Annotated in this window: 14 protein-coding genes and 2 pseudogenes; 7 read left to right on the top strand and 9 right to left on the bottom strand. The window is 64.2% G+C overall.

Going from position 1 to position 13332, the window contains the following annotated elements; all coding sequences use genetic code 11:
• Positions 1-107: 107 nt before the first annotated feature.
• Positions 108-761, top strand: coding sequence for a hypothetical protein (locus tag AIIKEEIJ_RS31120; RefSeq protein WP_161996982.1), 654 nt, complete (start codon positions 108-110; stop codon positions 759-761).
• 265 nt (positions 762-1026) lie between these two features.
• Here the strand turns inward: AIIKEEIJ_RS31120 and AIIKEEIJ_RS31115 are convergent, their stop codons facing one another.
• The 3 genes from AIIKEEIJ_RS31115 to AIIKEEIJ_RS31105 all read right to left on the bottom strand — a co-directional run bounded on the left by AIIKEEIJ_RS31115 (position 1027) and on the right by AIIKEEIJ_RS31105 (position 3505).
• The gene (locus AIIKEEIJ_RS31115) at positions 1027-1983 is read right to left on the bottom strand and encodes a hypothetical protein (protein WP_161996983.1); all 957 of its coding nucleotides are present in this window, start codon (positions 1981-1983) and stop codon (positions 1027-1029) included.
• 218 nt (positions 1984-2201) lie between these two features.
• Positions 2202-2861 carry a hypothetical protein gene (locus AIIKEEIJ_RS31110; protein ID WP_161996984.1) on the bottom strand — a complete coding sequence of 220 codons (660 nt, stop codon included), beginning with the start codon at positions 2859-2861 and terminating at the stop codon, positions 2202-2204.
• Positions 2862-3094: 233 nt separating this feature from the next.
• Complete coding sequence (locus tag AIIKEEIJ_RS31105) at positions 3095-3505, bottom strand: hypothetical protein (protein WP_161996985.1); 411 nt, start codon at positions 3503-3505, stop codon at positions 3095-3097.
• Positions 3506-3969: 464 nt separating this feature from the next.
• Here AIIKEEIJ_RS31105 and AIIKEEIJ_RS31100 point away from each other — a divergent pair, with 464 nt between their 5' ends.
• Complete coding sequence (locus AIIKEEIJ_RS31100) at positions 3970-4212, top strand: hypothetical protein (RefSeq protein WP_161996986.1); 243 nt, start codon at positions 3970-3972, stop codon at positions 4210-4212.
• A gap of 410 nt (positions 4213-4622) precedes the next feature.
• On the opposite strand, the gene AIIKEEIJ_RS31095 is transcribed toward AIIKEEIJ_RS31100, so the two are convergent.
• On the bottom strand, positions 4623-5297 hold the full coding sequence (locus tag AIIKEEIJ_RS31095) for a hypothetical protein (protein ID WP_161996987.1): 675 nt from the start codon (positions 5295-5297) through the stop codon (positions 4623-4625).
• Between the two features lie 198 nt (positions 5298-5495).
• Positions 5496-6038 (bottom strand): hypothetical protein, encoded by a 543-nt coding sequence (locus tag AIIKEEIJ_RS31090; RefSeq protein ID WP_161996988.1) that lies wholly within the window; start codon positions 6036-6038, stop codon positions 5496-5498.
• Between the two features lie 240 nt (positions 6039-6278).
• Here AIIKEEIJ_RS31090 and AIIKEEIJ_RS31085 point away from each other — a divergent pair, with 240 nt between their 5' ends.
• The 4 genes from AIIKEEIJ_RS31085 to AIIKEEIJ_RS31070 all read left to right on the top strand — a co-directional run bounded on the left by AIIKEEIJ_RS31085 (position 6279) and on the right by AIIKEEIJ_RS31070 (position 7967).
• On the top strand, positions 6279-6533 hold the full coding sequence (locus tag AIIKEEIJ_RS31085; protein ID WP_161996989.1) for a hypothetical protein: 255 nt from the start codon (positions 6279-6281) through the stop codon (positions 6531-6533).
• Positions 6534-6738: 205 nt separating this feature from the next.
• Positions 6739-7149, top strand: a complete 411-nt coding sequence (locus tag AIIKEEIJ_RS31080) for a hypothetical protein (RefSeq protein ID WP_161996990.1) — start codon at positions 6739-6741, stop codon at positions 7147-7149.
• On the top strand, positions 7146-7604 hold the full coding sequence (locus AIIKEEIJ_RS31075; RefSeq protein WP_161996991.1) for a hypothetical protein: 459 nt from the start codon (positions 7146-7148) through the stop codon (positions 7602-7604). The genes AIIKEEIJ_RS31080 and AIIKEEIJ_RS31075 overlap by 4 nt, the downstream gene beginning before the upstream one ends.
• Positions 7605-7634: 30 nt before the next feature.
• Entirely contained in the window at positions 7635-7967 is a 333-nt protein-coding gene (locus AIIKEEIJ_RS31070; RefSeq protein WP_161996992.1) for a hypothetical protein, read from the top strand.
• 17 nt (positions 7968-7984) lie between these two features.
• On the opposite strand, the gene AIIKEEIJ_RS31065 is transcribed toward AIIKEEIJ_RS31070, so the two are convergent.
• Together AIIKEEIJ_RS31065 and AIIKEEIJ_RS31060 are read right to left on the bottom strand one after the other, a co-directional pair.
• A protein-coding gene (locus AIIKEEIJ_RS31065) for an IS3 family transposase (protein ID WP_161996996.1) occupies positions 7985-9204 on the bottom strand; the annotation gives its coding sequence in 2 pieces (ribosomal slippage) (positions 7985-8895 and positions 8895-9204; 1221 coding nt in all).
• Between the two features lie 298 nt (positions 9205-9502).
• Entirely contained in the window at positions 9503-9925 is a 423-nt protein-coding gene (locus AIIKEEIJ_RS31060) for a hypothetical protein (protein WP_161996993.1), read from the bottom strand.
• 232 nt (positions 9926-10157) lie between these two features.
• Between AIIKEEIJ_RS31060 and AIIKEEIJ_RS34390 the strand changes: the two are divergent.
• Positions 10158-10247, top strand: a pseudogene (locus AIIKEEIJ_RS34390) (IS21-like element helper ATPase IstB); the annotation flags it as partial.
• A 291-nt stretch (positions 10248-10538) separates the two neighbouring features.
• Here AIIKEEIJ_RS34390 and AIIKEEIJ_RS31050 read toward each other — a convergent pair.
• Both AIIKEEIJ_RS31050 and AIIKEEIJ_RS31045 read right to left on the bottom strand, forming a co-directional pair.
• A complete protein-coding gene (locus AIIKEEIJ_RS31050; RefSeq protein ID WP_161996997.1) occupies positions 10539-11570 on the bottom strand; it encodes an IS110 family transposase in 1032 nt (343 codons plus the stop codon).
• 229 nt (positions 11571-11799) lie between these two features.
• Positions 11800-13031, bottom strand: a pseudogene (locus tag AIIKEEIJ_RS31045) (IS256 family transposase).
• Positions 13032-13332 lie beyond the last annotated feature (301 nt).

Raw genomic sequence — 13332 nt, 5'->3', positions numbered from 1 at the left:
GTCCGGCAGGCGATGTACTCATGGGATCCGAGGCGGGCATCGGCCTGTCACAGGCAGGACAGAGGCGGATCCCAGACCGAGTGTCGGTGGCGCCGCCACAATGACGGATGACGCGCTGCACGCGCTTCCACTGCGACGGCACCGCCTGCACGTACACCACCGACCATGTCGACGACTGGTGCAGCGCCCAGGCCCAACTGTGCACCATGCTCGAAGACTTCCTGCTCACCTCCGCGCGCCAACTCTCCCCCACCGGGTTCGTGCGCTTGTCCCGGCAGGGATACACGCTCGTGCTCTCCCCCGACCACAGCGCGATCACCGCGTATTCCACCGTCCACCGCGAACGCACCTGGGACCAGGTCAAACACGGTATCCCATCCCGGTTTCACCGCCACCAGCCGCGGCGACCCTCGTCCGAGACGCCCCGCCAGACGGAGCCGGTGGTGCCGTTGACCGGGTTCGCCGACGCGTTCGATCAGGCCACCCTGCATCTGACCGCGCGAGTGCAACGGTCCTGCGCCAAGATCGGTGGCCTGCTCCACGTCTCGGACGCACACCTCGACGCCACCCATTCGCGCCTGCGCCGCGCACCTCCCCAGCGGCACCATCGTGCAGCGGGAGGACGGACTATTCGAGGTCGAGCACGCCGAGCTGTCTGGCTCGTCAGACCGGACTGCCGCGCCCTGATCGGCGTCAAACCTGTCCGGCCCCCGGCCCCGATCCCCGCCAGCCCCGACCTGCCGCAGTGTCCACTGGAGTGATGAGCAGATCTACGCGGCCGCCCGTGGCTACTGGGGCGCCACCGGTGTCGTGGATGTCGACGGGTTTCTCGGGTTCGTCCTTGTCGGTGATGTGATCCGCGTCGAGTCGTGGACCCGGGTCGGGGACACAGGGCGGTTTACCGCTGCGATCCACCCCGAGGCCGATGCTCGTGACCGGTCCTCTGCGAACCGGTCACTTCGATCATGCTCAGTGGATGCGGATGGTCGATCGCTCCTCAGTCGATCTGGCGAGATCGGTTCTGAATCAGTGATCGATAACGTCGTCGGACGATAGGGGCGCCAGGGCGAGCAATGTCTCCAGGTTGCCGTTGAGTGCGTCGACCAGTTCGTTGATTGCATGGGTGAGTGTGGCGGCTTCGTCGGATAGTCGGCGAAGATGATCGGTGGCGAACTGGTCTCCGACGGCGTCGACCAACAGATCACCGATTTGATCGTTGAGGCCGAGAGCGCGTCTTGCCGCGTCGGCGTTGTCGAGTTCGATGTCGAGTGCTATCAGGTGACGGTAATAGTCGTCGAGCGCGGTGACGCGTTGCAGCAGTCGATCCCACACCAGGTTCAAGGGTTCCCGCGCCAGGTCAACCGCGCGCTGAGCCACTATCGCGGACGCAGTGGTGCCCTGCGGGGCAGGTCCGAGTTCACTGATCGCCTTATGGAGGGCGTAACCGTGTCGCAGAACCTGCCCTGCTTCCTTCCGAGGGGCGAGTTGCACACGGTGGGCGTCGAGGTAGGTACTCGACCATGACCGGGTTTTCGTGATCTTTTCGGCCACGTCGAGTGCGACCGCGACGAGCATCAGCACTCGTTCCGGTCCGAATGGTCGCGCGGCGACCTCTCGGAGCGGGCACGGTGGGGGAAGCTCCAGCTCTTTCAATGCAAACCAGAGTTCGGTCTTGTCATCGTTGGTGATCTTCAGATCGTTGTTGGGATCGAAGATGGCCAGGGCCACGGACAACAGTCCGAAGACAATCGCAGTGACGATGGCGGCGGTCTGGTTGAACACCAACCAGACCACACCAGCGACGAAGATCGTGAGGACGAGCCCGCCACCCAGTACCGCCGCTTCGTCCTCTTTGGCATCGAGGTAGGTCCGGTCGAGCAACGACTTGTTGTTGCGGTGCGCCGCGACCTTCTTGCGAAGAGCTGCAGAAAAATGTCGGTCGTCGAGGAACCGCACCCGTCCCTGCTCGACTACGTAATCCATGAATACCCCGCCTGATGATGCACGAGCAGTCCTTCCGTGCCCGGCCACTGCGGAATGGTGTGAACGCCGTCCCGGGTGAGCGTGCCCTGGTCCGCTAATGCGGGTCTTGTATAAGTACTCTCGAAGCGCTGACGTGCGTTCAGCCCCCGCGTCGGAGAAGGACTCCTCGTCACCGGAGTCGCCCAGCTAGGAGATTGCGGTGCGTCCCCAAGAGATCCTCAGCGAGTGGGGCCTTTTCGGAACTCATCGAGTGCCTTCTTGTACTTGTCGTCGTTCTTGGTCGCTACCACTGCCACGACGACGATGTAGGCAACGAGTGCGAGCCAAAAGGCCCAGTGCACGGTCAGGGCTGCACCGATGAGCATCAAACCGATGAGGACATGTCCGAGTGCTGTGCTGGGAGGATTCTTACGCACTGACGACTCGGCGAGGGGAAGGGTCGTGCCAGCCTCCGACGTGAGCGGCCACGTTCGCTTCGACGCCATCTCCAGCTTGGCCATGAAGTCACGGGCGACGCGCTCCATGCTGGTGGGCGCCTCTTTCACGTGGACCTGGCCGTCGGGCGTGCGGACGGTCAGGTAGATCTTGCTGGTGTCCTTGGACTTCTTTGCAGCTCCGCCGACCAGTGCTCCTCCGACGCCGGCGATCATGGTACCGGCGACCACACGTGTCACGGTCGTTCGCGAGGACGTTGTCTGTGCGCCCAACTCCATCTCGACTGTGACCGTGTTGACGAGATAGCTTTTCTTGCCGACACGGAATACCGGTCCGTCGATCGAACATCCGGCAAAGCTGGCGTTGTACTGATTGACGACCTTCGCTTCAGCCCGTGCCACGGCGCGTGCGATCTGGTCGCGAGAAGGCGCAATTTCAGTCATATGGGTCCTGTCTATGGCGCTGACTCCATGCAGCGGTGAATGAAACCAAACTCTCAACCGTTCCCGGATCGGCGAATGTTACTACTGTTACCGATTTCTGGTCGCGTGTTACTCGCTCGTGTGTCCCTGAACGGAGGGTTTTCTCCCACAAGAGTCGATACGTGGTCTCGTCCTGGAGGAAGCTTCCGGCGTGGTCGTCTCCGGTTGAGAATGTCCGTCGAGACCGTTCGGTGTCAGTCGAGGTGGACGAGGCAGACCGGCGCGGCACTGGGCGTCGCGGTGTATTCGGCGCGGTTTTCTCGGAGCGTCTGGCCGTTCGCGACATTGTGGACACCACAGGTGACAAACATTCCCGGAGCCAGTTCCGGCTCCAGCCCGCCCCACTGTCCCGCGACTGCGGGAAAGTCCCATTCGATGACACCGCCATCCGGTTGGTCGCAATGGGTGCCCCGTCCGAGCGAACCATCGGCCCGCGTCCAGTGGAGATTCACACAGGGCGTGCCGGACCAGGCGACGATCGAACGAAGGCGATCTCCCACGGTGTATGTGCCGTCAGCGCTGGCGGTCGGGACCGCGAACACCATGGTCAAGGCCAATGCCCCACTCACCAGGGCAGGTCGCACAAAGCTGCGGAGGGAGATCATTTCGGTGTCTGTGTCCTGTCTGCAAGCGCCCCTGGATAGATCACCCCCAGACGGAGAGCGACAGATTCAGAAAATACACCACCGGTGATGGATGGAGGCATTGGGATATCCGGCATTTCCCAGGAATTCATACCGCCGCACCGCGGCACCGGTGGGTGACCTCGGAGAGACCGGCTGCATCGGCGTGGTCGACTGGACACGTCGACCGCACGGAAGACCTCGTTCCTGCGGAATTTTGCGTCAAGCCCGAACGGGAAGTACTGCGACACCACAGCTGTCGCGGGGAGACAACTGCTTTGGCAACTCTAGGTCGCAGCCGGTCCAGCTGTCGAACCGCTCTCGATGTCGACGCTCGCATCCCCGGTGACTGGGCCGTGTTGTTGCGGGCCAAGGTCGACATACCGGTTAGGGTCCGGACGACGCGGTCCTCGGGCACCCCGGGGCACTGGCCGGAAGGAATGCACATGTACGAGGTCAAGGCCACGCACCTCACCAATGCTCGGCGTCTGGCCTGCGAGATCTATCCGGAGGTGTTCGTCGTCAAAGGCGGTGCCGTGCTCTCGACGTATGCAGGTCCAGCCAACGGGCGCTGCCCGTGCGATCCCCTGCCCCCGGATGTCGATGCCGTCTTCGAGATCGACGACGCGCAGCTCGAGGACGCAGTCCATTGGGCCACCTCGATCTACCGGCCCCGGAAGAGGTGGTAACCCTTCACGGAACCGGGAACAGTCCCGACCGGGGCTGAGGCACCTCGGGGTCGGGACGCCGACCGCCGCGCCCCGAGGTCGCCGACCGGTCCTCGTGTGGCGGCCGGGGCCCTGACCGAAGGTGCGCCGCCCGACCCTGCGGCCGGGCACGTGCAGTGCGAGAACAGGAAACCCCACGACGGCCCCGGCTGTGACGCCTCGTACCCTGCGCCCATGGTGGTAACCGGTGCGCCCAGTGATGATCTCGCCCCGCGGTGGTCGGGCCACGCCGACGTGGCGCGATGGGCGCTCGACCAGGGCTACGGCCACCGTCCGTACCCGTTCACCCGCGACGGCCTGACGCAATTCAAGGCCGACTTCCCGCGTGGGCGGCGCGGTCTGTACCTGTTTGAATGCACCAACCACGACATCTACATCGGCATCGGCATCGGCGTCGCCCAGCGACTCCCGCAGCACCTCAAAAAGCACCCCGATGTGCAAACGTTGTATTTCGGGGCCATGGCGTCGCCGTGTTCGTTGATCAACTCCACCAGGCTGTCCATGGCCTGCATAACCGATGGGATGCTGCGCTGCGCCCAATACTGCCGATCGGTGTCCTGGCCGGGTTCGTCCTCCTCCTCCGGCGCCGGCAGGGCCAGGTCGAGCACCTTGGTCGCGTGCAGGGTCATCACGCCGTTGACCTCCAACGCGCTGATCTGGATGGCGATCAGAGGAATCGCCTGGTTGAACAGACCGATCACATTGAGGAACCGTCCGGTGACCTCCTCGGCCACGATGACCGCTACGTGGTCGTACTGAGGGAATCTGCGGCGTTCGTTGTCCCAGTATTCCAGTGTGCGGATGATGTGGCTCTCGTCGGTGGCGCCGAGCTGGAGTTCGACTTCGTAGCGCGTATTGCTGTCCGGATCGTGAAGCAAGATGTCGAGTCGCCCGGCTCGGGGTTGACGACGCTCGGAATCCTTCAAGATCAAGTTTTGGCCGAGGCCGAGTATCCCGACATCGGACTTGATCTGTTCTTGGAGCCATCGTTCATTGTGTTGCGGATGCTGACGGAGCCGGATGATTGTGGACTTGTGGTATTCCATCGCTCGAGGTCCTTTCTCACCCCACCTTTCGCGGGGATGGGCACGTCGGCACTCGGATGCGGGAAAGCCGCGGTCACCCTGATGTACGCGGAGAGTCCGGTACGGAGAGTGCTGCGCTACCGTCGGTCGCTGTCGGACGGATCGCCCCAACGGCCCCGTTCCGGAGCCCCCACCGCCCGGACCTGCAGAACGCGGGATCTATGAGACCAGCAGTTTCTTCCAGTGCGCCTTGCCGAGCCGTGTCGGGGTTATCCGGGTGGCGAGGATGTCGGCCAGGGCATGTGCTTCCTCCGGGGTCAAATACGACGGATTCGACATCTGACGAGCCCGGAACTGCTCGCAATGGGACAGTACCGGTTCGGCGAGCATCTCTCCTCTTTGAACGTATAGATCCTCGAGACGGATCGCGGCGTAGTCGACGGCATAAGTCGGCTGCGCTGCCTTCTGTGGGTCAACCGCATGCTTGCGATCGAATCCCTGGGCCCAGAAGATCGGGCCATCACTGGTAATCCACCCAATTTCATGAATGCCCGGCTTATGGGGTCCGGTGATCCACAACGCCATCAGATCGCCCTTTTTGATCAGGTCGTTACGGTAGGTGTTGCCCACGGTCCAATTTCCTTCGAAGACTCCAGGGCGCACTATCCTCGGCGGCTGGGCCCGGACTGCCCCGAAGTAGTCGAATACGTCCGGGTTGCCTTTGAGGATCCAGCAGCCCACACTCGTGCGGTCGATCGTCATGCCCTTCTCCTCGTGCATCGGCGCCGACGATGGTCGTCGGCGTAGCGGATCGATCGGGATACCACCTCCTCGGCACCGAAATCCTGCGACTGTCTTGCTCGATCCGATGTCGGCACCGTCTTGAATACTGGATCAGGATGATCGAGTGGCTTGTCGTCCAGAGCCAGCCCAGGTGAACGAAGCGTATGGGGGTGCGTACCGCTGCGGGACGCAAGTTATCCATTGCTCCAGTCGACGGGTATGACGCTGGAGAGGGTGGTGGGCACGCGCGCGCCGTTTCCTGCGGGTGATCAGCTGTCGAGTGACGTCGCGTTCGAGCCGGTGCAGGATCTGGTCGAATTCGCCCCGTTGGCGTGGCGGGACGACGGGGATGTCGCGGCGGAGTTGCCGCCGTGCGGTCACAAGCTCGGATTCACCCACTGCCACCGGCGCGGACGCAGGTCGAGGCGGCGGACGGCATCGATCAACGGCGACAGATCACCAGCTGCGACATGAGTGCACCGTAATCGCCCCGGCCACGCACAAGACCGTCATTGCCCCTTCGCAGCGGCACCGGGCCGAACGACACCGACGTCGACATAGTCGGCAATAGCCAATGCGGCAGTGCCGAGCGTGGGGAGATGACCACAATCGAAGAACGAGCACCCGCAGGCGGCGCGAGCACTCCTCCCCGCACTCACGAACAGGAAGGCGGTGACCGATGACCACCGAAGAGCGCGGAGCCGAAGAGCGGACGCAGATCCCACCTGTCGACCACCGATGCACCCTGTACACGCCAGGTCACCATGTGCACCCCACGCAGGCCCGCACATCCACGCGCGGCATCCCGGTGTGCGTCCGGGTACAGCCCGATGGGCAGGTCGACATCGAAGGCTCCGGAATGTCGCTGGTGCGCTGGAACCACGATCCGCACCGGCTGAACAGCGCTCTACGTGGATCGGCAGGTAAAGCGCAATGGCGCACGCACGACGTGCTGGCCGTCCCGAGTGGACCATCCGACTCGATGCATCTGTTCAGCCTGGGACGCAACCGCTCCGCCTCCACCCGCTGTGCTGACAACACTCGACAGCATCAGCCCGAGCACCCCGACGATCGCAAGGACACCACATGAAAATGCGCACCCTGCTCGTCCTTCCAGCCCTGCTACTGATCGCCGCCTGCGGTGACAGTGGTAGCGAGGACACCGCCCCAACGCTGGCGCCCAGCCCGACCGACTCGACCGCAACGACCGAAGCGGGCACTGCGGAAGCTCAGGACGATTTCGGCGAGATGATGGAGGACGGTGCCCGCCGTCAAGTTCAAGAGCGACCGGACGACGCAGCACAACTGGCCAGCGACATGAAAGACGTTGTCGGCGGAACGCTCGCCGGCAGCGAACTGACCCCGGAGCTCGCTCAGCAATTCGCCAACGTGACCTGCCTGAGCGTCGACGTCGAATCCGGCCCCGGTGCCGTAGACACGGTCAAGGAGATGACGGCCGGCGACTTCGGGATCGACGAAGACCAGGCATCCGAGCTCGTCGACCTCGCCGTCGCGTACCGCTGCCCCGAACTCGCCTCGAAATAAGAAGTCGAAGCGATCACCAGCCAGGCGTTCGTGTACCGGGACGAGCAGGCCGCTGCGACAGCGTTGGCGGCGTATCGGGACGTCGTCGAGCGGTGCGTGTCCTGGCAGATGGGCGCTGGGGCTGCTGGTTACACCTTCGATGTGATCCAGAAAACCCTCGACGCTGCGGTCGGCGACGAGTCTGTTGCTCGCATGCAAACCACGGCCATGGTCCGGTATCCGGATGCGCCTGCGAGCTCGAGCTATTGGGTCAGCGCCCGGACGGGGACATCGATTGTGCAGGTCACCTATCGGCCGGGGTCGCTGCTCGGCAGCGGGCAAGGCAAGAGCCAGGCGGTCGAACTGGTGGGGGCTTCCCCCTGAGATGTGGACACCAATTCCTATGCGGCGGTGGCCAGCATAGCCGACTGCTGCTCGAACTCGATCGGACAGATCTGACCGAGAGCGGAATGCCTCCTTCGTGTGTTGTAGCGCGTGATCCAACGGAAGACCTCGGCACGCGCCTCACCCGCACCGTTCCAGTACTTCCGGCCCTGCAACGTCTCCCGTTTCAACGTTGCGTTCCACGACTCGGCAGCAGCATTGTCCGCGCTCGTTCCGACCGCACCCCGAGACCTGGTCACCCCCAGTTCACGGCACACGTCGGCGAACTCCTGCGAGACATATTGGGCGCCGTTGTCGGAGTGAAAGATCGCGCCGTCGAGGCCGGCGGCACCGCGGGCGGCGGCCGCCGCCCGGAGCGCGTCGGTGATCAACTCGGTGCGCATGTGCGGGGCGATCGACCAGCCCGCCAGCCGTTTCGAATGCAGGTCCAATACCGTTGCCAGATACAGAAATTTCCCGTCCCCGATCGGCAGGTAGGTGATGTCGCCGACGTACTTGGTGTTCGGTGCGCTCGCGGTGAAATCTCGCCGGATCAGGTCCGGCACCGGGGTCGCGGAGGGCGCGGGGACGGTGGTGCGGACGGTCTTGCGCAGGTGCACCCCGACGATCCCGTGCTCGCGCATCACCCGCTCCACCCGCTTGTGGTTCACCTCGAGCCCGGCGTCGCGCAGCTCGGCCGTGATACGCGGGGCACCGTAGGTGCCGTCGAAGTCGTCGTGGATGGCGCGGATCCGCGTCGCGAGCTCCTCGTCGGCGCGGGCACGTTCGGCCCGGGCAGGCGCGGCGGCGAGCCACCGGTAGAAACCGGATCGGGACACCTCGAGGATCTGGCACAGCCACTTCACCGGCGCGGTGTTGCGGTGGTCGTCGACGAACTGGAAGCGGCTCACCAGTTGGTCTCGCCCGCGAAATATTTCGCGGCCCTCCGCAGGATTTCCCGTTCGGTCTCGAGCTTGCGGATCTGGGCTTTGAGCTGCCTGTTTTCTTCCTCCAACACGGACTCGGACGATATCTCGCCCGCCGGCCCCGGCTTCCGGGGCCGGTCCGCTGCGGACGCAGCGCCGGTGCGTTGGCGTTCGGCGCGGACCCAGTTGCGCAGGGTCTCACGGCTGATCCCCAGGTCCTTGCCGATGCCCTCGAAGGTGTGGCTCGGGTCGGACAGGTACAGCGCGACGGCATCGGCCTTGAACTCCGCCGAGTACGCCTTCATCGCCATCTGTGACATCACTTCCTCTGGATCCTCACGATCCAGTGTTCAGGATGTCCACACTTGAGGGGGAACCCCCGTGGTGGCCGCCGCGCAGTTGGCGCAGACCCAGACCGGATGGGTAAGCGGTCCGCTACTTCTCGGCATGAGAACCAGACGGATCAGCCGCGCCGAAACGATGGTCTCGTTTCTCCTTCGCATCCATGCCGTATTCCAGCGCTGTGGACGAGTGCGGCCGGTTCGACTCCTCTCCCTGCCGTCGACGGCCGACGCAGGTCGGTTTCGCAGGTTCCGAAGCGCCAGACAGTTACGGCACACGGATGTTCCCGGCGTCGATACCTTCCTGGATTTGCTGAATGCACACCTCACGGGACTGCCCGGACTTGGCCATACACGTCTCGATGAACGCTTCGTCCTCGGTCGGGTACGGACGGTTCGTAGTGGTGGATGGTGTGGCATTGGGGTCGGGCATGACTGCGCCGGATGGATACCGGCACACCGTTCCGTCGCAGATGGGGGTGTTGGCCGCGACCTCCGCCTCAAGCACGCTGTCGTGTTGGGCCTGGCAGTAGTCGGAGTATCCGGTGACCGAACCGTCCGACCAGTACGTCTCGATCGGACCCAGTCCGATCTGGCACGAGACGATATAGGGCTCGGCGGCGGTTTCTGCCGGTGCAGGCTCGACAGGTACGGGCGGTGCCTGCTCCGGGGCGGGGTCGGTAGTGGTCACTGCCGCGGGAGTCGGCGGCGCTGTCGTGATGCTCGTGACCGAGGTCGACGACGGGATCCTGGTAGTAGTAGGGGCCGTCTCGTCCGGGCTACTGCACCCTGTCGCCATCGCGGCAGCGAACACGGCGGTACAGATCAAAGTCTTCATACCCGAGTACACCGGATTTCGCAGCATGTGTGTTAGCTCGCACCTCGCACAGGGCAGCGGTACCCAAGTCGCCGGCAACCTGCGCGCCCCGAACCTCGACCGTCGGCTCATCACCGAACTCGGCACCTGCCGGTTCCTCGAAACGGCGACGAATATGCTGCTCATCGGCCCACCATGGGAGCAGCCAGGCATTCTGCCCGGATCGAGCAGAGCTGGACCCATCCCGCAATTGCCGCCACCTGCGTTCCCGTGCTCGATGACCACACGATCGGCCGGTGCCAATTCACGCGCCCCTCATCGCAGATCCTCGCACCAGCGGAGGGAACCCGCCCCACACCCGACACCGGGCCGAGGCAGCGATCCTGCACTGATCGCCCGGCCCCTCGCATACGGACCGCGCATGTTTGGTCCGCCAGACGAAACGGCAGACACCGCCAGCCGCGCGGGAGTGTCCCTAGCTCCTCTGTCAAGCAGCAACGTCCATAAGTGATGATTGGTCTGCGACCATCGCTCGGAAGACGACGTCCGACAATCGGCGTTTGAGGACGCGGAGCGCTTCCATACCACCGTCGCCGCCGGCCTTCCGGCGAGCCAAGAGAGCGCGTGCGTCCTCGTGGCAACGCGCCTGAGTGAGCGCGATCCGGTGTATCGCGGCATTGAGTTGTCGGTTTCCCGTGCGTGAGAGGCGATGCCGAGCATGATTCGACGACCACACCGGTAGCGGTGCAGTTCCGTTGTGCCGGGCGAAGGCGTCCTTGGAACGGAACCGGTCGATACCGGCGGTCTCACCGATGATCTTCGCTGCAGTCAACGCGGCGCAACCCGGGATCGCCAGCAACGACGGCGCCAGCATCGTCGTCCGGGAAGTGATCTCCGCGGCGAGCTCATCGATCTCGACGGTGAGACGACGCAGGTGTCCCACAAGACGCAGAGACAAGTCCGCGACCAACCCGGAGAACGTCGCAACGTGCATCCCGATCTTGTCGAAAGCGCTGGTCCGATCCAGTTTTGTGGGCGGTCGCCAGGCTGGGTCGAGCTCGTGGAGATGCCACCGCAGTCGGGAAATGATGCGGGTGCGTTCGGCGACGAGGTCCTCCCGGTGGTCGACCAGCAATCGAATCTCGCGGTCTGTGCCGTCGAGGCGGGCTACGGGTAGATCCGGCTCGCGCAGTGCTGCGCGGGCGACTGCGAGAGCATCGATGGGATCGGATTTGCCGTAGGTGCGGGCAGCATCACGCGCGTTCGCCATCAGTTTCGGTGGTACCCGGACCACTCGTTCACCGGCGGCGAGCAGATCTCGTTCGAGTCGGCGGCTCAGGTGCCGGCAGTCCTCGATCGCCCAGAGGCGGTCGTCGGCTTGTCCGGTCGCCCACTGCAGCAGTGTCAGGTGGTCTTTGCTGGTGGTGCCAACGGTTTTCGTCGATAGGTGCCGCCCTGCCTGATCGGCGGCGACGGCGGTGTGGGTGCGCTTGTGCGCGTCGATTCCGATGACCATCATGATGGTATGTCTCCTGCCCAGGTAGCGGGTGGGTGGCAGGGGCCGGTCGATCGGCATATCCCAGTGGGGGCGACGCCACGCTCCTCTCAAGCCAGATCGGCCGGTCCACTTTGTATCGACCGGCCGCACTACGGACACAAGCCACGAAGGCGTAGATAACGGTGGAGCGAACCGGTCGACACCATCAAGCGTGACACTGGGATAAACGGTGGATCCGGCCTGGCATCGGTTAGTTGATGCGTCCTTCGAAAGTGATCGCGAAGGCGTTCAAGGCAGGCTTCCACCTCGTCGCCCATCGTGCCCTACCCCGACCGGTCGGGTCCAGCGCTCGGGTCGCGAGATAGAGGCACTTGAGGGCGGCCTGCTCGGTCGGGAAGTGCCCACGGGCCCGGATCGCACGCCGGTAGCGGGCATTGACCGACTCGATCGCGTTCGTCGAGCAGATCACGCGTCGGATCTCGACGTCGTAGTCGAGGAACGGGACGAACTCGCTCCACGCGTTGTCCCACAGCCGGACGATCGCCGGGTACTTCGGTCCCCACTTGGTGGAGAACTCGACGAATCGTTCCTTGGCCGCGGCCTCCGTCGGGGCCGTGTACACCGGTTTGAGATCCCGCGACATCTCGTCCCAATGCTGCCGCGGCGCGAACCGAAAAGTGTTGCGGATCAAGTGGATAACGCAAGTCTGCACGACAGCGAGTTCCCACACGGTGTTGATCGCCTCCGGCAGACCCTTCAACCCGTCGCACACGACGATGCACACATCGGCGACCCCGCGGTTCTTGATCTCGGTGAGCACCGCCAGCCAGAACTTCGCGCCCTCACCGCCGTCGCCGGCCCACAGCCCCAAGATGTCGCGCTCGCCGTTGACGGTCACGCCGATCGCGACGTAGATCGGCCGGTTGGTGACCTGCCCGTCGCGGATCTTGACGTGAATGGCATCGATGAACACCACCGGATACACCCGGTCCAGTGGCCGGTTCTGCCACTCGGTCATCTCCTCGAGCACCTTGTCGGTGATCCGGGAGATGGTGTCCTTCTTTCGCCGTCGCCCCGTAGATGCCGAAGGAAGTGCGCCGAGATCTCCCCGGTGGTCAAGCCCTTGGCGCTGAGCGAGAGCACGATCTCGTCGATCCCGGTCAGCCGGCGCTGCCGTTTGCGCACGATCTTCGGCTCGAAACTCGACTCGGTGTCCCGGGGGACCTCGATCTCGACGGGGCCGATCTCGGTCAGCACCGTCTTCGACCTGGTGCCGTTGCGGGAGTTGCCGCTGCCACGGCCGGCCGGGTCGTGCTTCTCGTAGCCGAGGTGCTCGGTCATCTCCGCGTCCAGCGCGGTTTCGAGCACGTTCTTCGTCAACTGCCCCAGCAGCCCGTTCGGGCCCATCAGCTCGATTCCCTGCTCCTTGGCCTGGGCCAGGAGTTGCTGCGCAAGCTGCTGCTGCTCCACCTCGTCCGCCATGGGCTCCAGTGTTTCCGTCATGGTCGTTCCTTCCCGCCAAGCGCGCTGCTCGGCGTGTCAGGCCAACCCGGATCCACCGTTGTTCAGACAGTCCCGCATCTGGGTGGTCGGCCCAATCATTCGTACGTACTATGTTACGTACGTTACGAATGGTGTTACGATGCTGGATACGGGACGTCATCGGGTCGGGAGGGCGAGGTCATGGCCGAGGAAGCCAGAGGGGGACGGCGCCGCGAATACGCCACCGACGCCGAGCGGGTACGGGCCTGGCGGCAGCGCCAGAAAGACAAGGCCCGCGCCC

The organism is Rhodococcus sp. YH1 (assembly GCF_009939605.1).
Taxonomy (GTDB): Bacteria; Actinomycetota; Actinomycetes; order Mycobacteriales; family Mycobacteriaceae; genus Rhodococcus; species Rhodococcus aetherivorans.
Note: the sequence above shows the minus strand (reverse complement) of the source record. Positions and strands in the feature narration are given on the sequence as shown.